Source organism: Streptomyces sp. V2I9 (assembly GCF_030817475.1).
Lineage (GTDB): Bacteria > Actinomycetota > Actinomycetes > Streptomycetales > Streptomycetaceae > Streptomyces.
On sequence record NZ_JAUSZJ010000002.1, the window covers coordinates 642,501 to 669,009 of the forward strand.

15 protein-coding genes and 1 pseudogene (1 of these 16 running past the window's edge) are annotated in these 26,509 nt (G+C 74.5%); 5 read left to right on the forward strand and 11 right to left on the reverse strand.

Going from position 1 to position 26,509, the window contains the following annotated elements; all coding sequences use genetic code 11:
* Positions 1 to 1,264: the 3' portion of a phosphoenolpyruvate--protein phosphotransferase gene (ptsP, locus tag QFZ71_RS02870; RefSeq protein WP_307666665.1), read on the forward strand. The gene continues 407 nt to the left of window position 1, outside the view; the window shows 1,264 of its 1,671 coding nt (coding positions 408-1,671); its start codon lies beyond the left edge, outside the window; the stop codon is at positions 1,262 to 1,264.
* A gap of 108 nt (positions 1,265 to 1,372) precedes the next feature.
* On the opposite strand, the gene QFZ71_RS02875 is transcribed toward ptsP, so the two are convergent.
* Together QFZ71_RS02875 and QFZ71_RS02880 are read right to left on the reverse strand one after the other, a co-directional pair.
* A complete protein-coding gene (locus QFZ71_RS02875) occupies positions 1,373 to 2,320 on the reverse strand; it encodes a hypothetical protein (protein WP_307666666.1) in 948 nt (315 codons plus the stop codon).
* Between the two features lie 76 nt (positions 2,321 to 2,396).
* Positions 2,397 to 4,376, reverse strand: coding sequence for an acetoacetate--CoA ligase (locus tag QFZ71_RS02880; RefSeq protein ID WP_307666667.1), 1,980 nt, complete (start codon positions 4,374 to 4,376; stop codon positions 2,397 to 2,399).
* A 218-nt stretch (positions 4,377 to 4,594) separates the two neighbouring features.
* On the opposite strand from QFZ71_RS02880, the pseudogene QFZ71_RS02885 reads away from it, so the two are divergent.
* A pseudogene (locus tag QFZ71_RS02885) lies at positions 4,595 to 6,959 on the forward strand (glycoside hydrolase family 31 protein).
* 95 nt (positions 6,960 to 7,054) lie between these two features.
* Here QFZ71_RS02885 and QFZ71_RS02890 read toward each other — a convergent pair.
* Positions 7,055 to 7,618 carry an NUDIX domain-containing protein gene (locus QFZ71_RS02890; RefSeq protein WP_307666668.1) on the reverse strand — a complete coding sequence of 188 codons (564 nt, stop codon included), beginning with the start codon at positions 7,616 to 7,618 and terminating at the stop codon, positions 7,055 to 7,057.
* A gap of 167 nt (positions 7,619 to 7,785) precedes the next feature.
* On the opposite strand from QFZ71_RS02890, the gene QFZ71_RS02895 reads away from it, so the two are divergent.
* Both QFZ71_RS02895 and QFZ71_RS02900 read left to right on the forward strand, forming a co-directional pair.
* A complete protein-coding gene (locus QFZ71_RS02895; RefSeq protein WP_307671326.1) occupies positions 7,786 to 8,586 on the forward strand; it encodes a M15 family metallopeptidase in 801 nt (266 codons plus the stop codon).
* 123 nt (positions 8,587 to 8,709) lie between these two features.
* Positions 8,710 to 9,069 carry a DUF962 domain-containing protein gene (locus QFZ71_RS02900; RefSeq protein WP_307666669.1) on the forward strand — a complete coding sequence of 120 codons (360 nt, stop codon included), beginning with the start codon at positions 8,710 to 8,712 and terminating at the stop codon, positions 9,067 to 9,069.
* 284 nt (positions 9,070 to 9,353) lie between these two features.
* Here QFZ71_RS02900 and QFZ71_RS02905 read toward each other — a convergent pair whose 3' ends face one another.
* The 4 genes from QFZ71_RS02905 to QFZ71_RS02920 are packed head-to-tail and all read right to left on the reverse strand — an operon-like array spanning position 9,354 to position 13,915.
* Positions 9,354 to 9,962 carry an ATP/GTP-binding protein gene (locus QFZ71_RS02905; protein WP_307666670.1) on the reverse strand — a complete coding sequence of 203 codons (609 nt, stop codon included), beginning with the start codon at positions 9,960 to 9,962 and terminating at the stop codon, positions 9,354 to 9,356.
* A complete protein-coding gene (locus QFZ71_RS02910) occupies positions 9,943 to 10,377 on the reverse strand; it encodes a DUF742 domain-containing protein (protein ID WP_307666671.1) in 435 nt (144 codons plus the stop codon). Before QFZ71_RS02910 ends, QFZ71_RS02905 begins: the two co-directional genes overlap by 20 nt.
* 11 nt (positions 10,378 to 10,388) lie before the next feature.
* Positions 10,389 to 10,832, reverse strand: a complete 444-nt coding sequence (locus QFZ71_RS02915) for a roadblock/LC7 domain-containing protein (protein WP_307666672.1) — start codon at positions 10,830 to 10,832, stop codon at positions 10,389 to 10,391.
* Positions 10,829 to 13,915 carry a nitrate- and nitrite sensing domain-containing protein gene (locus QFZ71_RS02920; protein ID WP_307666673.1) on the reverse strand — a complete coding sequence of 1,029 codons (3,087 nt, stop codon included), beginning with the start codon at positions 13,913 to 13,915 and terminating at the stop codon, positions 10,829 to 10,831. Before QFZ71_RS02920 ends, QFZ71_RS02915 begins: the two co-directional genes overlap by 4 nt.
* A 623-nt stretch (positions 13,916 to 14,538) precedes the next feature.
* Between QFZ71_RS02920 and QFZ71_RS02925 the strand changes: the two genes are divergently transcribed.
* Positions 14,539 to 14,892: a hypothetical protein gene (locus QFZ71_RS02925; RefSeq protein ID WP_373465181.1), complete on the forward strand. Its 354-nt coding sequence runs from the start codon at positions 14,539 to 14,541 to the stop codon at positions 14,890 to 14,892.
* 132 nt (positions 14,893 to 15,024) lie between these two features.
* Here the strand turns inward: QFZ71_RS02925 and QFZ71_RS02930 are convergent, their stop codons facing one another.
* The 4 genes from QFZ71_RS02930 to QFZ71_RS02945 all read right to left on the reverse strand — a co-directional run bounded on the left by QFZ71_RS02930 (position 15,025) and on the right by QFZ71_RS02945 (position 26,397).
* Positions 15,025 to 19,815 carry a hypothetical protein gene (locus tag QFZ71_RS02930; RefSeq protein ID WP_307666675.1) on the reverse strand — a complete coding sequence of 1,597 codons (4,791 nt, stop codon included), beginning with the start codon at positions 19,813 to 19,815 and terminating at the stop codon, positions 15,025 to 15,027.
* A 136-nt stretch (positions 19,816 to 19,951) separates the two neighbouring features.
* Entirely contained in the window at positions 19,952 to 20,896 is a 945-nt protein-coding gene (locus tag QFZ71_RS02935) for a hypothetical protein (RefSeq protein ID WP_307666676.1), read from the reverse strand.
* Positions 20,897 to 20,987: 91 nt separating this feature from the next.
* On the reverse strand, positions 20,988 to 22,523 hold the full coding sequence (locus QFZ71_RS02940; protein WP_307666677.1) for a hypothetical protein: 1,536 nt from the start codon (positions 22,521 to 22,523) through the stop codon (positions 20,988 to 20,990).
* 136 nt (positions 22,524 to 22,659) lie between these two features.
* The gene (locus tag QFZ71_RS02945) at positions 22,660 to 26,397 is read right to left on the reverse strand and encodes a hydantoinase B/oxoprolinase family protein (RefSeq protein WP_307666678.1); all 3,738 of its coding nucleotides are present in this window, start codon (positions 26,395 to 26,397) and stop codon (positions 22,660 to 22,662) included.
* Positions 26,398 to 26,509 lie beyond the last annotated feature (112 nt).

Genomic DNA, 26,509 nt, shown 5'->3' on the forward strand with positions numbered 1-26,509 from the left:
GCGGCTGCTCGGTGTGCCGATGCCCGGTGTGCCGGACAGCGACGAGCCGTACGTACTGATCGCGCGCGATCTGGCACCGGCCGACACCGCGCTGCTGGACCCGACGCTGGTGCTCGGCTTCGTCACCGAGGAGGGCGGGCCGACCAGCCACAGCGCGATCCTGGCGCGGGCGCTCGGCGTTCCGGCCGTGGTGGCGCTGCCCGGCGCCGGTGAGCTGGCCGAGGGCACGGTCGTCGCGGTGGACGGCAGCACGGGCGAGATCTTCGTGGAGCCGAGCGCCGAGAAGCGTGCCGAGCTGGAGGGCGCCGCCGCGGCTCGCAAGGCGGCGCTGGCCTCCTCGACCGGTCCGGGCGCCACGTCGGACGGGCACAAGGTGCCGCTGCTCGCCAATGTCGGTGGTCCGGGCGATGTGCCCGCGGCGGTCGAGGCGGGCGCCGAGGGTGTGGGGCTGTTCCGCACCGAGTTCCTGTTCCTGGACGACAGCAAGCAGGCTCCTTCCGAGGAGAAGCAGGTCGCGGCCTACCGTGCGGTGCTGGAGGCGTTCCCCGAGGGGCGTGTCGTCGTACGGGTGCTGGACGCCGGCGCCGACAAGCCGCTGGACTTCCTGACCCCGGCCGACGAGCCGAATCCGGCGCTGGGTGTCCGGGGGCTGCGGAGCCTGCTGGACCACCCCGAGGTGCTGCGTACCCAGCTGACCGCGCTGGCCAAGGCCGCCGAGGGGCTGCCGGTGTACCTGGAGGTCATGGCCCCCATGGTGGCCGACCGCGCCGACGCCAAGGCGTTCGCGGACGCGTGCCGCGAGGCCGGGCTGCGGGCGAAGTTCGGTGCGATGGTGGAGATCCCGTCGGCGGCCCTGCGGGCGCGGTCGATCCTCCAGGAGGTGGAGTTCCTCTCGCTGGGCACCAACGACCTGGCGCAGTACACCTTCGCGGCCGACCGTCAGGTGGGCGCGGTGTCACGGCTCCAGGACCCGTGGCAGCCGGCGCTGCTGGATCTGGTGGCGCTGTCCGCCGAGGCGGCCCGTGCCGAGGGCAAGAGCTGCGGCGTGTGCGGGGAGGCCGCGGCGGACCCGCTGCTCGCGTGTGTGCTGACGGGACTGGGTGTCACCTCGCTCTCCATGGGTGCGGCGTCCATTCCCTATGTACGGGCCACGCTGGCCACGTACTCGCTGGCGCAGTGCGAGCGGGCGGCGAACGCGGCTCGTTCGGCCGACTCGGCCGACGAGGCGCGCAGCGCGGCGCAGGCCGTGCTCTCGGGCGAGTAGAACCCGAAGGGGCTTTCCGGGCCCGAGGGGTTTTCGGGGAGGGGCTTTCCGCCGTGGCGGGAGGCCCCTCCCCTTGTGCGTGGCTGTCGGCTTCCGTCCTTCCGGTGGTCAGTGGTGGGGTTCCGGTGCGTCGGCTCCGATGTCGAACCCCGCGCAGTACTCGACGCCGGATTCCGGGGAGACGGGCTCCCCGGTGTCCGCGTCCGTGCAGTAGGCGTTGAAGACCTCGCCGGCGGTCAGCGGGGCGAGGCCGCCGCCGGCCAGCCGCCAGCCGTGGACGCGGTCGGGACTGTCGGGGGCGCTGGTGCGCAGGACGACGCCCGCGCGCGCTTCCAGGGCGACGGCCACCGCGAGGACGGTGGCGAACTCCGCGCCCTCCGTACTGTCGAGGCGGGCCGGCCCGGTGGTGTCGCGGTGGGTGTGGAGGACGGCCAGGAGTTGGTCGTGGTCGGTGGGGACGCTGCACACCAGGTGGTGACTGCCCGGCCCGGCCGTTTCCAGCAGGCGCAGGATCAGGTGCGAGGCGCGGTCGAAGGCGGCGCGTCCGATGTCCTGACCGCAGTCGGCGCAGTCGCCCAGGTCGGTGAGGCGGAGGGTGGCGTACTCCCAGGTGGCGTGGCGGACCGCACGGGAGACGAGGACGGGGATGAGGTCGCTCAGGCGTTGACCGGTGTAGGCGACGGTGGCCCCGGCGGCGGCGATCTCGGCGGTGAAGCGGCTGCGGCCGGCTCCGGTGTCCGCGTCGATTCCGGACTCCGCGCAGAACGCGGCGTAGTCCTCGGGGTCGAAGAGGGCGACGGTGGTGTGGGTGCCCTGGGCGGTCAACGTCCTGAGCAGGCCCTCGACCTGGCGCAGATAGGCGGTGTGGTCGTCGAAGGGGAAGGTGCGGTAGCGACGCATGGCCGCGAAGTCCCGCTCGTCGACGAGGAGTCCGACGGTGCTGGGGGCTTCGCGGCGCAGGGTGCGTCGCGGCGTGGTGGCGTGCGGGGTGCCGTACCTCCTGGTGCGGTTCTTGCGGTGTGCGGCGTGGTTCCTGGTGTTGCCGGTCTGCGCCATGTGTCCCCCTGTGCGCGGTGAATCTTTGCTCACTCAGCGTAACCAGGGGGACTGACAGGAGGGTTGCCCCGGTGGGTCAGCGGCGGCGGGTCGCGGCGAGGTCGGCGTAGAAGCGGAGGAGGTCGAGGTTGTCCACGGAGCCGGGGTTGACCGCCTTGGACAGCTCGGTTCCCTGGAGCAGGCGCTTGACCGGAACCTCGATGCGCTTGCCGGTGAGGGTGTGCGGGATGCCGGGGACTTCGATGACCTCGTCGGGTACGTGGCGGGGGGAGAGGTTCTCGCGGATGGTCCGCTTGATGGCGTCGCGCAGGTCGTCGTCGAGGGTGGCGCCTTCGGCGAGGTGGACGAAGAGCGGCATCCAGTAGCCGCCGTCGGGTTCTTCGAGGCCGATGACGAGGGATTCGCGGATCTCGGGGAGGCGTTCGACGGCCTCGTAGATGTCGGCGGAGCCCATGCGGACGCCCTGGCGGTTCAGGGTGGAGTCGGAGCGGCCGTGGATGACCACCGAGCCGCGGCCGGTGATGGTGATCCAGTCGCCGTGCCGCCATACGCCGGGGTACACGTCGAAGTAGCTGTCGTGGTAGCGGCTGCCGTCGGGGTCGTTCCAGAAGCGGATCGGCATGGACGGCAGCGGGTTGGTGACGACGAGTTCGCCGACCTCGTCGGTGAGGGGCCTGCCCGCGGGGTCCCAGGACTGGAGGTCGGTGCCGAGGCTGGGGGCCTGGAGTTCGCCGATGTGGACGGGGAGGGTGGGGACGGCTCCGGCGAAGCAGGAGCAGACGTCGGTGCCGCCGCTGACCGAGGCGATCCAGAGGTCGTCGGCGACCTCGTCGTGGAGCCAGCGGAAGCCGTCGGGCGGGAGCGGGGAGCCGGTGGTGGCGACGCACTGGACGCGGGAGAGGTCGAAGTCGCGGCCCGGGTGGACGCCGGCCTTGCGGCAGGCCATGACGTATGCGGCGGAGGTGCCGTAGAGGGTGGCGCCGGTCTGTTCGGCGATGCGCCACTGGGCGCTGATGTCGGGGTGGCCGGGGCTGCCGTCGTACAGGACGACGGTGGTGCCGGTGAGGAGGCCGGAGACGAGGAAGTTCCACATCATCCAGCCGGTGGAGGTGTACCAGAAGAAGCGGTCCTCGGGGCCGAGGTCGCAGTGCAGGCCGAGCTGCTTGACGTGTTCGAGGAGGATGCCGCCCTGGGACTGGACGATGGCCTTGGGCAGGCCGGTGGTGCCGGAGGAGTAGAGGACCCAGAGCGGGTGCTCGAAGGGGACCTGTTCGAAGACCGGCTCGGTGTCGGCGGAGGTGAGGGCGGCCCAGGTGAGGGCGCCTTCGGGTGCGTCGGTCCCGAGCAGCGGGATGTGGACGACGGCACGCAGCGTGGGCAGCTCGCGGCGGAGTTCGGCGACGGTCCCGGTGCGGTCGTGCTCCTTGCCGCCGTAGCGGTAGCCGTCGACGGCGAACAGGACGACGGGTTCGATCTGCTGGAAGCGGTCGAGGACGCTGCGGGCGCCGAAGTCGGGGGCGCAGGAGGTCCAGACGCCGCCGACGGCGGCGGTGGCGAGGAGGGCGACGACGGCCTGCGGGATGTTGGGGAGGTAGCCGCTGACACGGTCGCCGGGGGTGACGCCGAGGGCGCGGAGTTCGGCGGCCAGCGCGCCGACCTGGCGGCGGAGTTCGGCCCAGGTGACCGGGGTCTGGGTGTGGGTCTCGTCGACGTGCAGCAGGGCGGGGGTGTCGGCGCGGGAGGGGTCCTCGGCGGTGCGCAGGGCGTGTTCGGCGTAGTTGAGGGTGGCGCCGGGGAACCAGGTGGCGCCGGGCATCGCGCGGTCGCCGAGGACGCTTTCGTACGGGGTGGAGAAGCGGATGTCGAACCATTCGGCCACCGCGCGCCAGAAGGTGTCGAGCTCGTCGACGGACCAGCGGTGCAGGGCCGCGTACCCGCCCTCGGCCGGGGCGCCGTGCCGGTTCGCGGCCCAGGTCTGGAAGCGGGTGACGGCGGCGGCCTCGATACGGTCGGGGCCGGGCTGCCAGAGCGGGGCGTCGGGCGTGGCTGCGGTCATGAGTGCTGCTCCCTGGCTGTACGGGTACGCGGGGTGGGCGTGTCGACGCGCACGGGCCGGGGTGTGCGCGTGAGCGGCTGACACGGACGATGCCACGTGATCGTCTTCGGCACCAGGGTCACCCTGCGGCAGGGGGCCGTTTCCCGCGGGGCGGGGTGTGGGTGAACGGGAGTTGAACGGAGGGTTCTGCGGGTCGGGCGGGTGGCAGGGTGTGCGCCATGGACGGTCGTGACCTGGTGCGTCGGGTGAGGTTGGTCGGTTCGGTGCGGGGGCTGCGCACGGTGCGTTCGGCCTGGCGGCGCAGGTCCGCGGACGCGGCGGCGCTGCCGGCGCGCGGGCCCGAGCGGGCTCGGGTGCCCGGTGCGCTGACGGGTGCGGAGCCGGGACCGGGCGGGGGTGTGGTGCGGTTCGCCCGTTCGGTGCTGCGGATCCGGGTGTCGGTGGGCGGCGCGGTGTTCTGGGCGTGGGACGGGGCGGAGCCGCTGCCGTCGTACGCGCTGGCGGGCGAGGCGCCCGCGCCGGACGAGCGGGCGGTGCTGGAGCCGGGCAAGGACGGCGGCTGGCAGGTGGTCTCGGAGCGGCTGACGGTGGTGGTGTCGCGGACCGGAGCGGTGGAGTTGCGGACGCCGGGCGGGGTGCTGTTGCGGCGTGAGCTGCCGCCGCGCTGGTGGGAGCCGGTGGGCGGGGGGCCGGTGCGGTGGGTGCAGCGCTCCGAGGTGCCGGCGGACGCGCGGTTCTTCGGGCTGGGCGGGCGTGCGGGCGGTCCCCGGTTGCGGGACGGGGTGTACGGGCTGTGGAACACCGATCCGGGCGGGCGGTTCGGCCCCGGGGACGATCCGCTGTCCCTGACGATGCCGGTGCAGGTGGTGGTGTCGGACGCGGGGACGCATCTGGCGTTCCACGACAACAGCTGGGCGGGCCGCGTGGTGCTGCGGGAGGGCGAGGAGGGCGCCGGTTCGGGGCATGACCGGCCGGGGACGTGCGAGGTGCGGATGGAGGGCGGGCCGCTGCGCTGCTGGGTGGTGGCGGGGACGCCGGCCCGCGTTCTGCGGGGGTGGACGGCGCTGACGGGTGCGCCGGCGCTGCCGCCGTCCTGGGCGCTGGGGCCGCAGCACGCCCGGTGGGGGTGGGGCGGCGAGGAGGAGGTGCGGCGGGTCGTCGCGGGGTACCGGGAGCGGGGGCTGCCGCTGTCCGTGCTCCATCTGGACATCGATCACTACGACGGGCACCGGGTGTTCACGGTGGACCGGGAGCGGTTCCCCGGTCTGCCCGCGCTGGCGGAGGAGTTGCGCGAGGACGGGGTGCGGCTGGTGTCGATCGTGGACCCGGCGGTGAAGGCGGAGCCGGGGAACGCCGTGTTCGACGCGGGGCGCGCGGTCGGGGAGCGCGGTGCGTACGTCCGGGACGCACGGGGTCGGGTGGTGGTCGGTGAGGTGTGGCCCGGAGCCTGCGTCTATCCGGACTTCACTGATCCGCTTGTGCGGGATTGGTGGGGATCTCTGTACGAGGAGCGCCTTGCGCAGGGCTTCTCGGGGGTGTGGCACGACATGAACGAGCCGGTGTCGTTCGCGGCGTTCGGCGATCCGTCGCTGCCGCGTTCGGCCCGCCATGTCCTGGAGGGCGCCGGGGGTGATCACCGGGAGGCGCACAACGTGTACGCGCTGGCGATGGCGCGGGCCGGGTACGAGGGGCTGGTGCGGTGGCGTCCCGAGGAGCGGCCGTTCCTCTTCTCCCGGTCGGGCTGGGCGGGGATGCAGAGGTACGGGGGCACCTGGTCCGGTGATGTGTCGACCGGGTGGCCGGGTCTGCGGGCCTCGTTGTCGCTGGTGGTGGGGCTCGGGCTGTGCGGGGTGCCGTACTCGGGGCCGGATGTGGGCGGGTTCGACGGGTTCCCGTCGCCGGAGCTGTATCTGCGGTGGTTCCAGCTGGGGGCGTATCTGCCGTTGTTCCGTACGCACGCGGCGATCGACGCGGGGCGGCGGGAGCCGTGGGAGTTCGGGCCCGAGGTGCTGGAGCACGCGCGGGCGGCGTTGCTGGAGCGGGAGCGGCTGCACCCGTACTTCGTGTCGCTGTCGCATGTGGCGCGGCTGACGGGGGCGCCCTATGTGCGGCCGGTGTGGTGGGGGGGCGCCGGGCGACCGGGCGCTGCGGGAGTGCGAGGACGCGTTCCTGCTGGGCGACGCGCTGCTGGTGGCTCCGGTGCTGGAGCCGGGGGTGCGGCGGCGGGCCGTGCGGCTGCCGAGGGGGCGCTGGTACGACACGGCGACCGGGCGGGCGTACGAGGGGCCGGGCCAGGTGGTGGTGGACGCGCCGCTGTCGGGCGTTCCGGTGCTGGCGCGGGCGGGAGCGGTGATTCCGGTGCGGGGCGCGGACGGGGGGCCGGAGCTGGAGGTGTGGGCGCCCGCGCCGGGGCGTACCGGCGGCGGGCCGGTGGTGCGGGATCCGGGTGACGGGTGGGCGGACGCGGAGGTCGAGCGGTATGTGACGCGGTGGGAGGGCGGCCGCGTGGTGGTGGAGCGGGACGGCGGGGAGGGCGGGGCCGGATGCCCGGTACGGGTGCGGGGGGCATCGGACGGCTCGTAGGGCTCCGGTCCACCGCCCGGCGGGCGGCGCTGTCGGAGAGCCGGCTCGGTCGCGCCCTCTCCCCGCGTGGGTCCGATTCGCCCGGCCGGGTCCGCTCAGCCGTAGCGGCCGGCGAACCAGGCTTCGGCGGCTTCCGTGTGCAGGGGGAACGCCAGGGGGCCGGGGCTGTACAGGACCTCGTAGCCGGACGTCTCGTCGGTCGGCGTCGAGGGCGGCAGGACGGCGAGGGGGCGGGTCGGGAGGAGGCCGAAGACCAGGAGGTGTCCGTCGGTGTCGCTCAGGACGTCGGCGAGGCGGACGTCCCGGGGAGCGGTCTCGATGCCGGTCTCCTCGCGCAGTTCGCGGACGACCGCCGTACGCCAGTCCTCGGCGTGGTCGATGAATCCGCCGGGCAGCGCCGTGCCGCCCTTCTGCGGCTCGATGGTGCGGGTGATGACGACGAGTCCGGTGGCGTCGGGGCCGGCGACGGGGAGCAGGGCCACCGCGACGGGGAGCGGGTTGCGGTAGGCGGTGGTCCCGCAGCACGCGCAGGTGCGGGGCCAGGCGTGGGCGGACGGAAGGACGGGATACGGGGCTCCGCAGGCGGTGCAGTGGGAGTCCCGTACGTACCGGGGTGGCTGCGGGGCGGTAGGGGAAGGGCTGTTGCCGGGTTCGGACACGGGCGGACTGTATCGGACTGTGTTTCCCGCTGTCCGGGGACGGCGCATCTTCACGGGGGCGGGGGCGCGTGTTCCGAGGCCGTGGGCCGGGGTGCTTTTCCCGCATGCGTGTCCCGCGTCCTTTCCCGGAGGGCGCGAAGCTGATAGACGGTGTGCCCATGACAGGAATGCGTACCGCTCTGCGTGCCCTGGCCGCCACGGCCGCCGCCCTCCTCGCCGCGACCGCCCTCTCCCCCGCCGCGCGAGCACACCCCGCCGGACCGAAAGCACCCGAGGAGTTCGTGGCACCGCGCTCGGTGGACCCGACCGTCATCCAGGAGATGCGCTACACCACGGCGCACACCTTCCTGGGCGAGCGGGTGGACGGCTACCGGCAGCCGGTCTGCATCCTGACCCGGCCCGCGGCCCGCGCCCTGCACCAGGCGCAGCAGCGGCTGCTGCGTCAGGGGTACGCCCTGAAGGTGTACGACTGCTACCGGCCGCAGCGGGCGGTGGACCACTTCGTGCGGTGGGCCGAGGACCCGGACGACCAGTCCATGAAGGAGGAGTTCTATCCACGGGTCGACAAGTCCCGGCTGTTCGAGGACGGTTACATCGCGGAGAAGTCCGGGCACAGCCGGGGCAGCACGGTGGACCTGACGCTCGTCCGGCTCCCCGCGCAGCCGACCAGGCCGTACCGGCCGGGTGAGCGGCTGACGCCCTGCTTCGCGCCGCAGGGCGAACGGTTCCCCGACAACTCCGTGGACATGGGCACCGGTTACGACTGCTTCGACACCCTGTCGCACACCGACGACCCGCGGATCACGGGCGTCCAGCGCGCCAACCGGCAGCTCCTGAAGCGGACGCTGGCCGACGTCGGATTCGTGAACCTGCCGGAGGAGTGGTGGCACTTCACGTACAAGCCGGAGCCGTTCCCGGACACCTACTTCGACTTCCCGGTGCACCGCCGGTCGGTGGCCGGGCGCTGACGGCACGGGCCGAAGATCCGAACGGGCGACCGGGGCCACCCCCGTGGGCTCCGGCCGCCCGTTCTTCATCTCGGACGCGAAAGGGGCGTGTCCGGTTGCGGACCGGGCGGATACGGTGCCCGTATGTCTCAGCAGACGTTCGACACGTATGAGGAATTCTGGCCCTACTACGTCGCCATGCACTCCCGTGCCGCCACCCGCTGGGTCCATCTGACCGGCGCGCTGACCGGGCTCGCGATCTCGGCGTACGGGCTCACGCGCGGGCGGAAGCGGTACCTGGCGGCCCTGCCGCTGATCGGGTACGGCGCGGCGTGGCCCGCGCACTTCCTGATCGAGAGGAACAACCCGGCCACCTTCGGGCATCCTGCGTGGTCACTGCGCGGAGACGCGCAGATGATCCGGATGATGCTCGCGGGCCGGGACGGGGAGCTGGCGGAGACCGCGGCGAAGTGGCTCGCGGAGCACGGGGGCGGGCGCGGCTGAGTCCGGCGGCCCGGCCCCTCGGGGGTGTCCGGCGGGCGGCTGTCGCCCCGGTCCGGGCGGCCGGGCTCCGGTCGGCGGGACCGGAGGCTCGTCCCGTCGCCGCGACGGTCCCGCCCGCTGCGCCCACTCCGCCCGACAGGTTTTTCCCGCCGTTGTCTTGACTGGCCGTCACCGCCGCAGAACACTCGGGGCCCGGCGCGCCGGGCCGTGTGCGGCTCGTACCCCTGTCGGCGGGGGTACGGGCCGTACGCGTGCCGACGCGCCGTCGCGGGCAGTCGTCCGGCTCAGGTGGCGACGGGTTCGCGGGCCCGTGCGGCGCGCTCCAGGGCGTTCTCCACGACCGTGACCAGGACGTCGCGCACGGAGGACCGGTCCCGCGCGTCGCAGACCAGCACCGGAACCTCGGGGTCGAGATCGAGTGCCGCCCGCACCGTCGTGGCGGGGAATCGCTCGGAGCCCTCGAAGACGTTGACCGCGACCGTGAACGGGATGCGCCGGCGCTCGAAGTAGTCGACCGCGGCGAAGCAGTCCTCCAGACGCCGGGTGTCGGCGAGGACCACCGCTCCCAGGGCTCCCTGCGCGAGTTCGTCCCACAGGAACCAGAAGCGGTCCTGGCCCGGAGTGCCGAACAGATAGAGGACCAGGTCCTCCCGCAGGGTGATCCGGCCGAAGTCCATCGCTACCGTGGTGGTCGTCTTGGACTCGACGCCTGCCAGGTCGTCCACCGGACGGCCCGCCTCGGTGAGGCGTTCCTCGGTGCGCAGGGGCCTGATCTCGCTGACCGCGCCCACCGCGGTCGTCTTGCCCACGCCGAACCCACCCGCCACCAGGATTTTCAGGGTGACGGGCTCGACGGGGCTTCGTCCGTCGCGCCTAGAGCGCCCGAAGGCCATCGATAACCTCGCGAAGAATGTTCACGTCCGGCAGCTCGGCCGGGGGAACGGGACGGGTGACGTGCACCAGCTCGTCCTCGACGAGATCGCCGACCAGGACCCGTACCACCCCTACGGGGAGGTCGAGTTCGGCGGCCAGCTCGGCGATGGACTGGGGCATGTCGCTGCAGAGTTCGACGATCGCCACGTGTTCGGGGGCGAGCGTCTGGTCCCGGCCGGGGTCGTCGGCGGCCGGTTCCGGCACGACGAGCGCGATCAGGTCGAGGCGGTGACGGGAGGCGCTGCTCGTACGCCCCCGGGTCATCGCGTACGGGCGGACCACCGGCCCGGCTTCCGCGTCGTACCAGCGCGAGACCTGCGGGTCGGCGGTCCCGTCCGGGGAGCCGGGGCCGGGGCCCGGGGAGTCGGCGCTCATGCCCGCCACGCTCACCCTCCGGCGGGCTGACCGGTCGTCCGTGGGGCGTTGGCCAGATGGGCCCCCACACGCTTGACCATCAGCGTCATCTCGTACGCGACCTGGCCCACGTCGGAGTCCGCTTCCGCCAGGACGGCGAGACAGCTGCCGTCGCCGGCCGCCGTGACGAAGAGGAACGCCTCGTCCAGCTCGACGACGGTCTGGCGTACCCGGCCCGCGTCGAAGTGGTGGCCCACCCCCTTGGCGAGGCTGTGGAACCCGGAGGCGACGGCGGCGAGGTGCTCGCTGTCCTCGCGGGTCAGGTCCGCGGACGCGCCGGTGGCGAGTCCGTCGCTGGAGAGCACCAGCGCCTTGCGGATACTGGCGACGCGCTGGACGAGTTCGTCGAGCAGCCAGTTCAGTTCACCCGAGCCGTGGCGTACGGGGTGGTGTGCTGCGGCGTTCGGTGCGGTCATCGACCGTCCCCTCCCGGAGTGGTTCCTGGTGCTGGGCCACCGGGGCCGCCCGCGTTCTCGGCGTTCCCGGTGGTGGCGGTGGCTTCGGTGGTCCCTGTGTTGTCCGCGGGTTCCGCGTTCTCCCGACGGCCGCGCTGCCAGCCGCGCTGGAGCGACGCCATGCGGTCGCGTACCGCGTCCGCGTCGCGCTCGGCGTCGTCGAGCGTGTCCACGGGCGCCCGGTGCGGGGGGAGGTCGGCGGCTTCCTCACGGAGGCGGCGCGCGAGGCTGGCCTGCCGGACGCGCCGGGGCAGTCCCCCCACCGTGTCGGGCGCCGCCGGGGAGCCGTCGTGTCGCGCCGCGGGAATGCGGGGCGGCTCGGTCGGGCGGGACGTTTCCTCGGAGTGCCGCGAGCCCCCGGTGCGGGGTTCCGCGGCGCGGGGCGACTCCGGCGCGTGGAAGGACTCCCGGTTGGGGGACGCCTCCGTCGTGCGGGTCGCCTCCGCGGTGTCCGGCCCTCCGGTCGGGCGGCGGGCGGCGGCTCGGGTGGTCCAGGGCGCTTCGGGGGCGCCGGTCCCGTCGGCGGCCGGGGAGCCGGTCCGCCGGACGGGGTGGTGCGGGACCGGTCCGGTGGCCTTCGCGGGGACGGCCGTGCCCTCGTCCTCGCCCGTGGCGCCGACGCGGCGGCCCCGGTCGCTGACCAGCGTCGGCGGGGTGCGGCGAGGCAACGGGACGGTTCCGGCGGGGCGCATCGGGCGGACCTCCGCCGACGGGCCGTCGGCGTGGTCGCGGGCCTGCTGGTGCTGGTCCCGGTCGGTGTGCCGGCGGGGGCCGCCGGGTTCGCGGTCGTGGTCGCGGCGCAGGTCCCGCGCGCGGAAGATGCCGCCGCGCTCGCTCTCGGTGTCCTCCAGGTCCGACACGCCGTCCAGGACGGGGCCGAGAGCCGGGTCCAGAGCGGGGTCCGGCGAACGGTCCAGCGGGTCGTCCGCGAAGTCCAGGGGGCCGACCGGGGCTTCCAGTTCGACCGGCCCGTCCAGGACGCCCGGTCCGGTCAGCCCGGTGGGCACGGGCGCCAGGACGGCGGGCCTGCCGTTGACGCGGCGCTCTCCCCCCGCGGTCGCGTCCTGCGCGGCGCGGGCCGTCTCGGGGCCGCCGCCGATCGCCCGCTCGGCCCGGCGGTCGAGGCGGAACCCGGTGCCGTGGGTGTCGGGGGCGTCGGTGAGCAGGGCGGCCGGGATGAACACGACCGCGGTGGTGCCTCCGTACGGCGATTTCTGCAGGGAGACCCGGACGTTCTGGCGCTGGGCGAGGCGGCTGACGACGAACAGGCCGAGGCGGTCGGTGTCGGAGAGCTCGAAGTCGGGGGTCTCGGCGAGCCGCAGGTTGGCGTCGAGGAGGACTTCGGGGGCCATGCCGAGGCCCCGGTCGTGGATCTCCAGCGTGAAGCCGTTGGAGACGCGTTCGCCGTGCACCTGGACCGCGGTGTGCGGGGGCGAGAAGACGGTGGCGTTCTCCAGGAGTTCGGCGATCAGGTGCGTGAGGTCGGCCACGGCGGGTCCCCCCACGCCGATACGGGCGAGCCGCCGGACCTCGATGCGTTCGTAGTCCTCGACCTCGGCGACGGCCGCCCGCACCACGTCCATCAGCTGGATGGGCTTGCGCCACTGGCGGGAGGGGGCGGCGCCGGAGAGGATCACCAGTCCTTCGGCGTGCCGCCGCATACGGGTGGTGAGGTGGTCGAGGCGGAACAGGTCGGCCAGTTCGTCGCTGTTCTCGGTGCGGCGCTCCATCGCGTCCAGCAGGGTGAGCTGGCGGTGCAGGAGGACCTGGTTGCGGCGGGCGAGGTTGACGAAGACCTCGGAGACGCCGCGCCGCATGTCCGCCTGTTTGACGGCGGCCTCGACGGCGGCGCGCTGGAGGGTGTTGAGGGCCTGTCCGACCTGGCCGATCTCGTCGGGCTCGTAGCTGAGGTGCGGTGCCTCGGTCTCGACGTCCACCTGCTCTCCCGCCGCCAGCCGGCGCATGACGCTCGGCAGGCGTACGCCGGAGACCTCGTGGGCGTCCTTGCGCAGCCGGGAGAGGTCGCGGACGAGTTCACGGCCGATCCGTACGGAGACGAAGACCGAGACGATCAGGGCCAGGAAGCCGAGGACTCCGGCGATCCCGGCCTGGGCGAGGACCCGGTAGCCGGCCGGTTCGGCGCGGTCCTGGAAGCGGTTGCCCATCTCCACGGCGTCGCCCCCGAGCCGGTCGAGGACGGGCACGGCCACCTCCTCCCAGCGCTCGGTGTCGACGGCGTCCGCGCGCTTCGTCGGGCCGGCGGAGATCAGGGCGTCCTCGGCGGTCCGCAGGGGCTCGGTGTCGGGGCTGCCCCAGAACTGTTCGACGCGTCGTCGCTCGTCGGCGGGGAGGTTCTCGAGGCTGACCTCGTAGAGCAGTTCCCGCTGGGCGACGAGGCCGGATATGTGGCGCAGTTCGGAGGTGGTGAAGCGGCCCGCGATGAGGCCCGAGGCGATCAGCGCGTCCTCGCGCGAGAGCATCTCCCGCGCACGGGAGACCCCGACGAGGGCTCGGAGCTGCTTGTCCAGCGCCACGTTCTCCAGGGCGTGGAGCCCACTGAGGAAGCGGTAGGAGGGGTCGACGAGCCCGTTGTAGAAGTCGAGCGCCTTGGCCCGGCCGATGGTGCGATCCTCGACCGACGCACGCAGGGCTCCCAGGCCGTCGACGGCGCTGAGGATGGCGTCCAGACGGCGGGTGTCGGCGGCGCTCAGCGCGTCGCGGACGTCCTGGGCACGGGAGTTCTCCCTGACCCGGTCCACGATGCGGTCGGTGGCGGCGCGTTGGCGCAGGAGGAGGGGAAGCGCGTCGGACGCCCGCGGGTCGGCGAGGAAGACGAGGGTCTGCCGTCGTTCGGCCTGGACGGCTCGGACGGCGTCCTCCAGCGGGTGGCCGACCTCCTCGACGATCGATCCCGCGCTCATCAGCTCGTCGGCCTGCCGGCCGGTGATGTAGGTGGCGAAGACCCAGAGGCCCGTGAGGGAGACGAGCGGCACCAGCAGCAACGCCACGATCTTCCTGCGGATGGACTTCCCGCGAAAGCGCATGGCCTCCCCCAGATCCGCCCCGCGTCGCGGGGGTGGTCTTCTCCCGGTCGTCCCTCGGCCCCGCTCCGCCGCGCACCGTGCGTACACCGGTGCGCATCGGGCGGACGCGGGCGAGGTCCGTCCTGCGTCAATAAACGGCGCGAGCCTACTACTGACACAGAGCCAACTCGAAGGCACGTCCGGATGAGTTTCCGTCGCCCGACCTCGCTTTGGTCATGACTCATCCCGGTATTACCGGAGATGAAATGCACGAAAGCGACAGAGGCCCCCTGCTGGGCCCCCCGGTACCGGCACGTATCAGTTGGCTGGAATTCTTCGCTCCCTGACCTTCTGTGCCCCGGGCGTGCGTTTTCAGGGGAATTATCGGGGCGGGCGGTTCGTCCATATGTACGGGGTAGACGCACGGTGGGGTCGTGCGCGGCAGGACGGACGTGTTCCGCCCGCGTAGAACCGGCGCGAGCCGGGCAGCCACCCTGAAGTCGGACCGTGGTGGGGAGTTGAAGAACGTGAGCACGCAGGAACGCGGGAGCGCCGGAGCGCCGGCAGCCGCGCGGACGGATGCCGGGGACGGGGCGGGGGCACCGCGGCAGTTGTGGGTGGAGGAGCCGGCCGCGAGGCGGCGCATGCCCGACGCGGTGCGGACGGCCGCCGTGCGCGCCGTTCTGATCGTGTCGTTCACGCTCATCCAGGCGATGATCGCCTTTCTGAGCACCTTGGCCGGCTCCTGGCTGGCCTTCCCGACGGTGCTCAGCAGTGTGGCCAGCACGGTGGTCGCCACCTGGGCGGTCCTCGACGTCTGGGTCACCCGGCAGGTGTGGAACCAGCGGCACGGCGTGGTGTCCGTGCCGAGCAGCACGGCCCGGCAGATACGCCGTGAGCGGCGCCGGTCCCGCCGTGCCCAGCGGGCGGCCGAGCGGGACGGCGTGGGCAGCGGCATAGGCCCCCACCGGGGCGCCGGGGACCTTTCGCGGGCCTGACCCGGCCCTCCTCCGGGGCGGGCCGGCCCGTCCGGAAGATCCGGGGCGGGCGGACCGGCCAGGGGCCCGTAAGGGTCTGTCGCCGCCGGCCCGCAAGCGGCAGGCGGCGGTCCCCCCACGGGCCCCTGGCGGTCACGCGCCGGGCTGCGGCGCGGCCGGCGTCCCGACGGCGCCCTGCTCGTTCCGCTTGAACATCCGGGTCGCCGTGATCTCACCGTGCACCGTCTCCCCTTCCGGGTCCTGTTGCGGCAGGCCGGGGCGAAGGTGCTCCTCCACGCTGATGTATTTGAGCCCCGCCCTCAGGTCGGCGTCGTTGCGCAGCCGGATGACGAGGGGGAATTCGGCGAGCGCGGTCGTGTCGAACAGGCCGGTCGTGTAGAGCAGTTGCACGCCGAGCGCGTCCGACACGGCGCGCTGGAGCTCCAGCAGATACGTGGCGTTGGCGCGGCCGATCGGGTTGTCGAGGAACAGGGTGCCCGCGTGCCGGTGGCGGTCGCGGCCCCGGTCGTTGCTGCGCAGCGCGGCCATCGTGCAGTAGAGGGCGATGGCCGCGGTGAGCAGCTGGCCGCCGGAGAAGACGTCGCCCATCTGCCCGACCGGGACGCGTTCGGCGCGCAGTACGGCGTCCGGCTTCAGGATCTCCACCGCGATGCCCTTGGGCCGCAGCGCCGCCTCGACGCCCCTCAGCAGCAGGGACATACCGTCCCGGCGCAGGTCGGAGTTCTTCTTGAGGGCGGCGTGGGTGGCCTCGTCGATGACCTCGCCGAGGCGGTCGGTGAGGGTGGCCTGGTCGGGCTCCTCGAAACGGATCCGGAGGAACTCCTGCCCCGACCACTCCCCCAGTCCTTCGGGGAGCTGGGAGAGCCGCTGGGCGGAGCGCAGGGTGGTGAGCGCGGACTCGACCAGTCCGCGCAGCCGGTCGACGATGGATTCGCGGTTGCGTTCGAGCTGGATCAGCTCGTCGGTGAGGACGCGGAGCCGGGGGGCGAAGGCGTCGGCCCACCTCCCGGCGTGCTCGGGCAGGGCCGAGGCGGGCAGCTCGCGGATCTGCTGGCGGGCCGGGGTGCGGACCTGCTCGTACCGGGTGGAGTTGGCGTGCCGGACGAGGATGTCGCTCGCCTCCCGGACCGCGCTCTCGGCGGCCGAGAGGTCGGCGTTGCAGCCGCGCAGGGAGCGGCGGGACTCGGCGGCGGACTGCCGGGCCTCCTCCAGGGTGCCGGGGTACGGGTCGGGGTCCTCGGTCCCCTCCTCCGCGCCGTGGTCGCGCAGGAGGTCGCGCAGGAGGGCGGCGGTCTCGTCGAAACCTCCGGCGGAGTCCTCGGCGGTGCGGTGGGCGCGCAGCAGTTCGCCGTGGGCGGCGCGGGCGGTGTCCAGGGCGGCGGTGGCCTCGGCCAGCTCGGCGGTGGCGGTGCGCAGCAGGTTCTGGGCACTCTCGGCGTCGGCCGGGACCAGTTCCTCGGGCAGTTCGGTGTGGTGCGGCCGCTCGTCGTCGGGGGCGAGCCGTTCGGCCTCGCCGCGCAGGCGGCCCAGGTGCTCGCTGGCGGTGGAGGCGCGGGTCTCCAGGAGCTGGACGTGCGCTTCGGCGCGGGCGGTGGCGGCCTGGCGGGACGGGCCGTCGGCTCCGTCGGTGCCCTCCAGGAGCTGGGCGGCACGGGTGCGGACCTTGTTGGTGAGGCGGTCCAGCTCGGCCAGGGCGGCGCTCTCGTCGCTCTCGGCGCGGGCCTGTTCGGCGCGCAGGTCGGCGCCGACGCCGACCTTCTCGTACAGCTGGGACGCGGCCCGGTACGCCTCGCGCAGGGCGGGCAGGGCGATACGGGCCCGCGACTCGTCCGCCTCGGGCAGGACCTCGGGCACCCCGGCGATCTCGGCGCGCTCGGCCCGCAGGGCGCGGGCGGTGCGGCGGGCGTCGTCCCCGGCGCGCTGGGCGGCCCTGCGGTCCTCGTCCGCGGCGCGGGCGAGGTCGAGGCAGACGGCGGCGCGGGCCTCCGACTCGGCGGCCTCGTCGACCAGTTCGCGCAGCCTGGCCTGCCAGCCGGCCCGCTCGCGGAGCCGGTGGGCGAGGCCGGCCAGGGCGTCGGCGGCGCGGCGGGCGCGCTGGGCGGCTTCCTGGCGTTCGTCGCGGACCCTGGCGGTGTCGGCGGCGGCCTCGTCGGCCTCGGCGCGGGCGGTGCGGGCCTCGGCGAGGACGGCTTCGGCGCTCTCGGCGGCCGTGCGGGCGGTGGCGGCGGCCTCGGCCAGTTCGGCGAGCATGCCGGGCGGGCAGTCGGCGCGCCAGGAGCCGATGCGGGAGGCGAGGGCGCGGTCGCCGGAGAGGCGGGCCGCGAGGGTCCTGATGTCCTCGTCGCGGGCGGCGGCGCGGCTGCGCAGCGCGTGGCGCTCCTCGTCGGCGGCGTGTTCGTCGTGCATGGCCGGGTTCGGCGGAACGAGGAAGACCCCGTCGCCCCGGTCGTCGGAGCCGGCGCCGGGGGGCGGTACGGGGGCGAGGAGGGCGGCGGCGGTGCCCACGGCCACGGCGGAGCGGGGCAGCAGGGCCGCGCCGCCGAGGACCTCGCGGGCGCGGGTGTGGGCGTCGGGGTCGGTGATGACGACGCCGTCGACCAGCTCCGGGCGGGCGGCGAGGACGGCGGCGTGGTCGGCCGGGTCGACGGCCTGCGCGAGGTAGCGCCAGCCGGGCAGGGCGGGGATGCCGTGCTCGCCCAGGTACTCGACGGTGGCGAGGACGTCGGGGCCGGGCGGCAGCAGCCCGCCCTCCCCGAGCGCGCCGAGGATGCGGGCGTCGTCGGCGGCGGCGGTGCGCAGGTCGAAGAGGCGGCGCTCGGCGGCGGCGACGGACTGGTCGAGGAGGTCGCGCAGCTCGTCGGCGCTGCGGTCGAACTCCTCGGCGGTCAGCGGCCGTTGGGCGGCAGACTGATCCGCCAGGGCCACGGCGCGATCGGTGGCCGATCCGGCGGCGGCCAGGGGTTCGGAGGGGGAGGCGGTCGCGTCGTCACCCGGTCGGCCGGGGCTCGCGGTGGCGCCCTGGCCGGATCCCGGCGCCTCGTCGCCGGTCTCCCGGCGGGGGTGGGGGACGCCGGTGGCGGTGGGGAGGCCCAGCAGCTCCGCGAGGCGGGGGTCGGCGGCGATGGACGCGGCGGCGCGCAGCTCGTCCTGGTGGGCGTGTTCGGCGGCCCTGGCCCCGTCGGCGGCGCGGGCGGCGGCCAGTTCGGCGCGGCTCTCGGCGGCGGCCGCCTCGCGGGCGGTGTCGGCGGCGGAGCGGGCTGCTTCGCGGGCGGTGTCCCAGGCGGCGACCGCGGACTGTTCGGCGTCGCTGGCGGCGAGGGCCGCGCGGGCGGGGTCGGCGTCGGGCGCGGTGTCGTCGAGCCAGCCGGCCCGGACGGCTTCGGCGGTCTCCTGGCCCACTTCGGCCAGGCGCTGGCGCAGGTGCCCCGCCTCGCTCCGGGCGCGCTGGGCCTCGGTGGCGGCGACGGTGGCGTCGCGGTGGGCGCGTTCGCCGGTGGCCTGGAGGGTGTCGGAGCGCTCCTCCTCCTCGTTGGCGAGGCGTTCACCCTCCTCGGCGGCCCGGTGCAGGGCGCGGACGAGGTCGGTGGCGGCGGCGCTGCGGGCGGCGAGGGCGGGGGCGGCGTCGCGTTCGGCCTCGCGGATGGCGGCGGCGACCCTGGCCGAGCGGTCGGCGGCGGCGCGGTGGCGCAGCACGGCTTCGGCGGCCTGCCAGGCGGCGTGCAGGGTGCGGGCCTCGACCAGCTCCTTGCGTCCGGCGGCGGCGCTCTTCTCGGCCGCGGTCAGGGCCAGCGAGGCGTGCCGGTAGGCGAGTTCGGCGGCGATCAGGGCGCGGCGGCCGCGGGCGGACTCGGCCTCGGTGACGGTGTGGGCGGCGGCGGTGACCTGCTCGGCCAGCTCGGCGGCGCGACCCCGTTCCTCGGCGGCGCGGGCGGAGAGGCGGCGGGCCAGGGTGCGGGTGCGGCGTTCGGCCCCGGCGTGGATGTCGCGGGCACGGGTGCGGGTCTCGGTGGCCTCGACGATCCGGCCGAGGAGGTCCACCGAGCCCGCGGTGAAGTCGCGTTCGGCGGTCAGCTCGGCGCGCCGGCCCAGCTTGTTGCCGAATCCGCCGACCAGGTCCGCGAGCCCGTCGGTGTCGCGGGTGTCGGTGACGGCGCGGAGCAGGAGGTCGGTGAAGTCGGAGTCCTTCTTCACCGCGAAGAGGCCGGCGGCCTCACCCTCGTCGGCGTTCATCTCGCGCTGGTAGCGGAAGAGTTCGGGGTCGAGGCCGAGGTCGCCGAGGTGTTCGTTCCAGCGGTCGTGGATCTCTTCCCAGTGCACGTCGAGGTGCGCGTAGAACTTGCCCGCGTCCATCAGCGCGTCGCGGAAGCCCTTCATCGTGCGCCGCCTACCGCGTGCGCCGGAGACGCCTTCGGAGGGTCGGCCCACGGCGGAGGACTCGGCGACGGGCAGGCTGTCCAGGCTGAGACCGGGGCCGGGCCGGAACGAGTACCAGGCTTCGGCGAACTTGCGCGGGTCGTTGGAGACCTGCCGTCCCCGCCACTCGCTGACCTTGCCGACGACGACGCACTCACCGGTGAGGGTGTGCTGCCACTCCAGGGCTACGTGCCCGCAGTCGTCGGCGAGGAGGAATTTGCGCAGCACACCGGAGCTGGCCCCGCCGAGGGTGTTGCGGTGTCCGGGGAGCATCACGGAGAAGATCAGCTTCAGCAGGACGGACTTGCCGCCGCCGTTCTCCAGGAAGAGGACGCCCGCCGGAGCGGGGCGGCGGGGCGGGCCGACCGGCTCGTCCTCGAAGAACTCCGCCTGGGCGGGGGCGGGGTCGGGGACGGGTGCGCCGACTCCGCGCAGGTCGAGGACGGTGTCGGCGTAGCGCGCACCGGCAGGCCCGATGGAGTAGAGGCGGACCCGGGACAACTCGTACATGGCGGGGGACTCTCGTCGTTCGGTGAGCGGAGCGGCAGGGCGGGGACGGCCGTCGGGACGGCCGGCCGGAGGGATCACCGGCCGTCAGGACGGGGTCGGCCGGAACGGGTCCGGAGGGGAAGGCCGGCCGGGGCGGTCAGGAGTGGAAGGGCAGACCCGCGTCGGCGGCGAGCTCCATGCTGTCGGGGTCGGGTGGCGGCAGCAGGGTGGCGGAGCCGTCGGTGACGGGGACGACGCCGAGCTCCAGCAGTTCGGCCATGGCGGCACTGCCCGCGAGGTCGCGGACCTGGAGCTGGTAGCGGGCGGTGGTGCGGTAGGCGCCGCCCGCGTCGTCGCCGGTGCGCTGGAGGAAGCCGGAGTCGGTGAGGAAGGCGACGGCCTTGCCGATGATGCCGGTGGTGGAGCCGGCGAGCCGGCGGGCGTCCTTGGTGGCGCCGGTGGCGCTGCGGCGGGCGTAGATCCGCCAGCCCGCTTCGAGGCCGGGGGCGTCGCTGGCCGGGTCGGTGTTGTCCCCCTGTTCCTCGGCGCGCTCCTCCAGGCGCCGGCATGCCTGGCGTACGAAGGCGTCGACGCCGTTGACCGTGATCCGGCCGATGTACGCGTCGTCGGCGAGGTCCTCGGGGCGGGGGAAGGCCAGGGCGGCGACGGCGAGGTGGGCGAGACCGTGCAGGAAGCGGTCGGCGGAGTCGGAGGAGGCGCGGCGCGCGTAGTCGCCCATGCGGACGGCGAAGACGGAGTCCTCACCGGCGGTCACGGCCATCCCGGCGCGCGGGGAGACCTCCAGGACGATGAGGCCGAGTCCGGTGGCCACGGCGTCGGCGAGCCGGGCGAAGGCGCTCTCCTCCCGGTAGCGCCGCAGCAGGTCGGCGTACTCGGCGTCGCGGGCGGGCAGCAGCTTGGGCTGGAGCCCGAAGGAGACCAGGCGGGCCGCGTCGGCGGCGTCGGCCGGGGTGACGGCGCTGTGCCCGGCGGGGTCGGCGGCCCCGGAGGGCGCGGAGTCACCCGCGTACGGGGTGGGGGGACCGGCGTACGCGGAGGGCTCGGTCCACGCGTCGGGGTGCTCGGCGTCGTGGTCGCTCACGGCTGGGACTCCTCGGTACGAAAGACGTGGGGGTGCGGAGGGAGGACGGGGCCGGCCGCGCGGGGAGGGGCGGCGGACGGGGCCGGGCCGGTCACGATGCCTCCTTGCGGTCGGCGGCCATCCCGGCGGCGTCCAGCAGTGCGGTGCCCACGATCAGGTCGGCGCCGCCGAACTTCGGGTCGTCCAGCTCGGTGCCGTCGTCGACGGCGAACAGCAGTCGCCGCTCGCCCTGCCGGTAGGCGGTGCCGACCGGCGGGCTGGCGGCGTGCACGGCGAGCAGGGCGACCAGGTAGGCGAGGTCCTCGCCGTCGCCGCCGCTGCGGCGGGCCTCGGCGAGCAGTCCGGAGAGCCGGCGCGGGGCGTCGTGCTCCAGGTCGAGCAGGGTCATGGCGCGGGCGAGCTGCTCCTCGCTGAACCGGCTGTCGTCCGGGGTGGCGATCAGGTCGGGCTCGGGCATCTCCGCGCCCAGGTGCTCGCGCTCCAGCGGCGGGGTGAGGAGCAGGTCGACCAGGTCCCCGACGCGTACGGCGGTGGGGGTGCGCAGCCCGGTGCCGTGGGCGAAGAAGGCGTCGGTGACCCGGCCGGACCGTTCGACGGGGAGCGGGAGGAGCGGGGCGAGGAGCTGCCCGTACAGATCGAGGCCCGTGTGGGCGGCGGGCGGGGCGAACGCCTGGCGGTCCTGCTCGGCGCGGAAGAGGGGGCCCGCTTCCAGCAGCCGGGACTGGAGCTGGGTGTGGCGGCGGATGCAGTCCTTGACGATGTCGACCAGTTCGGCGGCCCGGCGCTTGTGCTCGGGCTCCTCGGCCTCGTCGCGGGCCTTGCGGATGTTGGTGAGGATCGCGTTCTCGTGGCGGTAGCGGTCGGCGACGTGCTCCAGGGCCTCGGCGATCATGTCCGGGACGGTGTGGAGCCAGTCGACGGCGCGGACGTTGCGCCGGGTGGCCTCCAGGGTCCGGCGCAGGGTCTCGGCGTACTGCACGGTGCGGTAGCGGGCCTGTTCGGCGGCGAGCTGGGCGTCCGCGAGGCGCCCCCGGCTGATGAGGACCTCCAGCTTGACCTCGGCGGCGATCTGGGCGCTGGTGACATCGGTGTCGAGCGCGCCGACGAGGACGTTGACCGCTTCGTCGGTGGCGCGGAGGTAGACCGTGCCGCCGTGGCCCGGCACCTCTTCGATGAGCTTGAAGTCGTAGTCCCGGCGGACGTAGGTCCCGTCGGGGCCGAAGGTTCCGTAGACCGCGCGGAAGCCCCGGTCGACGCTGCCGACGTTGATCAGGTTCTCCAGGACCCAGCGGGCGACCCGTTCGTGCTCGGCGACGGGACGGTCGGGGGCCTGGGCGCCGACCCGGGGCAGCAGTCTGGCCACTATCTGGTCGTGGTCGGCCCCGGTGTCGAAGTCCATGTTGAGGGTGACGTGGTCGATCGCGGCGAGCGCGACCTCCGCCATGGCGTACACCGTGTACTCGCCGGCCAGATTCGCCTTGCGGACGTCCAGGTCGTGCAGCGGCGCCGTGCACGCGAGCGCGCGCAGCCGCCGCGAGAGCCCCTCGTCGGCGGCGGGGCCCGGGGCAGGCCGCGGCCCCGCGCCGAGCTGCGGCGAGGCGGTGTCCGGGTAGGCAGGCGAAGTCACGTGGGACAGATTAGGTCCTCGCACGGACAACGGTCGAAACGGCGCTTATGCGACCGGTGCGGCACGGGGCCCCGCGGCCTGTCCGGCCGTTCCCGTCGTCGCCCGCAGGGGGAGGCGCGGCGGACGGGAACAGGCCCTACGGTCGCGCGGGGCCGTATCCCCCGCCGCCCGGAGTGCGGACCACCAGCACGTCTCCCGCCTCCAGTCCGGCGGTGTCGCATCCCTCCAGCGGGACGACTCCGCCGTCCGCACGCTCGATGTGCTGCTCCCCGAGCGCTCCGGGCTCCCCGCCGCCCGCTCCGTACGGCGGGACGCGGCGGTGGCCGGAGAGCAGGGTGGCCGTGACGGGTTCCAGGAAGCGGAGGCGGCGCTCGACGCCGTCGCCGCCGTGCCATCGGCCCGCTCCCCCGCTGCCGTCGCGGACCGTGAAGGACTCCAGGCGGACGGGGAGCCGCCACTCCAGGATCTCCGGGTCGGTGAGCCGCGAGTTGGTCATGTGGGTCTGCACGGCGTCCGCGCCGTCGAAGCCGTCGCCCGCGCCGGACCCGCTGGCGATCGTCTCGTAGTACTGGACGTGGTCGTTGCCGAAGGTGAGGTTGTTCATGGTGCCGGAGCCCTCGGCCTGGCCGCCGATCGCCCCGTACAGCGCTCCGGTGACCGCCTGGGAGGTCTCCACGTTGCCCGCGACGGTGGCCGCCGGGTACGCGGGGTCGAGCAGGGAGCCGGGCGGGATCGTCACCTCCAGGGGCTTCAGGCAGCCGCTGTTGAGCGGGATGTCCTCCCCGACGAGGGTGCGGAAGACGTAGAGGACGGCGGCCATGACGACGGAGCGGGGCGCGTTGGCGTTGCCGGGCAGCTGGGGCGAGGTCCCGGTGAAGTCGAGATGGGCGGCGCGGGCGTCCCGGTCGACGGTGAGCCGCACCTGGATCACGGCCCCGCTGTCGGTCTCGTAGCGGCATTCCCCGTCGTGCAGGCGGGCGACGATGCGGCGTACCGCTTCCTCGGCGTTGTCCTGGACGTGGCCCATGTAGGCGTGCACGACGTCCGAGCCGAACTGGCCCACCACGCGCCGCAGTTCGGCGATGCCCTTCTCGTTGGCGGCGATCTGGGCGCGGAGGTCGGCGAGGTTGGTGTCCGGGTCGCGGGAGGGGTACGGGGCGGAGGCGAGGAGTTCGCGGGTCTCGGCCTCGCGCAGCCGCCCGCCGCGGACGAGGAGCCAGTGGTCGAAGAGCACGCCCTCCTCGTGGATCGTCCGGCTGAAGGCGGGCATGGAGCCGGGGGTGATGCCGCCGATCTCGGCGTGGTGCCCGCGCGAGGCCACCAGGAAGCGGAGCCGGCCGCCCCGGACGCCGTCCGCACCCCCGTCCCCGTCGCCCTCCCCGTCCCGGTGCTCGTCCTCGTCCTCGTCGAAGACGGGGGTGACCACGGTGACGTCGGGCAGGTGGGTGCCGCCGTGGTACGGGTCGTTGACGGCGTACACGTCGCCGGGGCGCAGAGCGCCCTTGTTGCGCCGCAGGACCTCCTTGATCGACTCGCCCATCGAGCCGAGGTGCACGGGGATGTGCGGGGCGTTGGCGATCAGGTTGCCCTCGGCGTCGAACAGGGCGCAGGAGAAGTCGAGGCGCTCCTTGATGTTGACGGAGTGGGCGGTGTTCTGCAGGCGGACGCCCATCTGCTCGGCGATCGACATGAAGAGGTTGTTGAAGACCTCCAGCATCACCGGGTCCACCCGGGTGCCGACGGCGGTGCGTTCGGGCCGGGGGCTGCTGCGGGTGAGGACGAGATGGCCGGTCGGGGACGCTTCGGCGCGCCAGCCGGGGTCGACGACGGTGGTGGCGTCCTCCTCGGCGACGATCGCGGGCCCGGTGAGGGCGTCGGTGGGGCGCAGGTCCGCCCGGCGGTACAGCGGAGCCCGCTGCCACCGCCCTTCGGCGTACAGGTCCACGGTGTCGGCCGGGCCGGGCGGGGTCCCGGAGCCGGGGTCGGCGTCCGGGCCGGGGGCGGGCGCGATGCCTTCCGGGCCGGGCCCGGGGCCGGAGGCGGGCCCGGCGCCGTCGCTCGTGCCGCAGGCCCCGGTGGAGGTCGTGGCGGTGGCCCCGGTGGCCTCCACGGTGACGGTCTCGACGACGACCGGTTGGTCCATGGTGAAGCCGAACCGGGCCCGGTGGGCGGCGGCGAACGCCTCGGCCATGGCGCCCTCCGCGTCCAGGTCCACCGGAAGCGCCGCGTCCGTACCGGCGTACCGCAGCAGCACGCGCGCCCGCGTGGTGATCGCGGAGTCGGCCACTCCGTCGGCGCGCAGGGCTTCGCGGGTACGGTCGGCCAGCTCCGCGCAGAGCCGCGCCACCCGCCCCTGGCAGGCCGCGTCGAGCTGTTCCTCCACCGACCGCTCGCGTATCGCCGTGGCGTCGGCCAGCCCGATGCCGTACGCGGAGAGCACTCCGGCGAGCGGGGGGACGAGGACGGTGTCGATGCCCAGGGCGTCCGCGACGGCGCAGACGTGCTGGCCGCCCGCGCCGCCGAAGCCGGTCAGCGCGTAGCGGGTGACGTCGTGGCCGCGCTGCACCGAGATCTTCTTGACGGCGTTGGCCATGTTGAGCACGGCGATCTCCAGGAAGCCCGCCGCGACCTCCGCCTCGTCCGGTCGCCGCCCGGTGGCGCGCCCCACCTCGTCGGCGAGCGCGGTGAACCGCTCGCGGACCGGGCCGGCGTCGAGCGGAAGGTCGCCGTTCTCTCCGAAGACCGCCGGGAAGTGGGCGGGCTGGACGCGGCCGAGCATCACGTTGGCGTCGGTGACGGTGAGGGGGCCGCCCCGGCGGTAGCAGGCGGGGCCGGGATGGGCACCGGCCGAGTCGGGGCCGACGCGGTAGCGGCTGCCGTCGAAGTGCAGGACGGAGCCGCCGCCGGCCGCGACGGTGTGGATGCTCATCATCGGGGCGCGCATCCGCACCCCCGCGACCTCGGTGCCCAGCCCCCGTTCGAACGCGCCGGCGTAGTGGGAGACGTCGGTGGAGGTGCCGCCCATGTCGAACCCGATGACGCGGTCGTGTCCGGCCAGCCGCGAGGTGCGGACCATGCCGACGACGCCGCCCGCCGGGCCGGAGAGGACGGCGTCCTTGCCCCGGAACCGGGCGGCTTCGCGCAGGCCGCCGTTGGACTGGAGGAACATCAGCCGGATCCCGTCGAGGCGGGCGGCCACCTCGTCGACGTACCGGCGCAGGACGGGCGAGAGGTAGGCGTCGACGACGGTGGTGTCGCCGCGGGGGACGAGCCTGATCAGCGGGCTGACCTCGTGGGAGGTGCTGACCTGCGGGAAACCCGCCTCGCGCGCCGCCTCCCGGACGGCTCGTTCGTGGGCGGGGTGGCGGTAGCCGTGCATCAGGACGACGGCGGCGCTGCGCAGCCCGTCCGCGTGGGCGGCGCGCAGCTGTTCGCGTACGGGGCCGAGTTCGAGGGGCCGTACGGTGCGGCCTTCGGCGTCGAGGCGTTCCGGGACCTCGATCACGCGCTCGTGGACGGCTTCGGGCAGGACGATGTGCCGGTCGAAGAGGCGGGGCCGGTTCTGGTACGCGATCCGCAGCGCGTCCCGGAAGCCCTCGGTGATCAGCAGGACGGTCGGCTCGCCCCGTCGCTCCAGCAGGGCGTTGGTGGCGACGGTGGTGCCCATCCGCACGGCGGCGACCCGGTCGGCGGGCACCGGATCGCCGGGGTCCAGCCCGAGGAGCAGGCGGATCCCGGCGACGGCCGCGTCGTCGTAGCGGCCGGGGTCGTGGGAGAGGAGCTTGCGGGTGATCAGGCGGCCGTCGGGGCGGCGGCCCACGATGTCGGTGAAGGTTCCGCCCCGGTCGATCCAGAACTCCCAGCGTCCGGTCATGGCGCCATTGTGGGCCCGCGGCCGCGCCCCCGCAGGGGCGGACGGGAGGGGCGGGCCGAGGGGGCGCGGAGTCTCCGGGGCCGCAGGGCCGGCCCGGTCCGGCAGGAGCGCC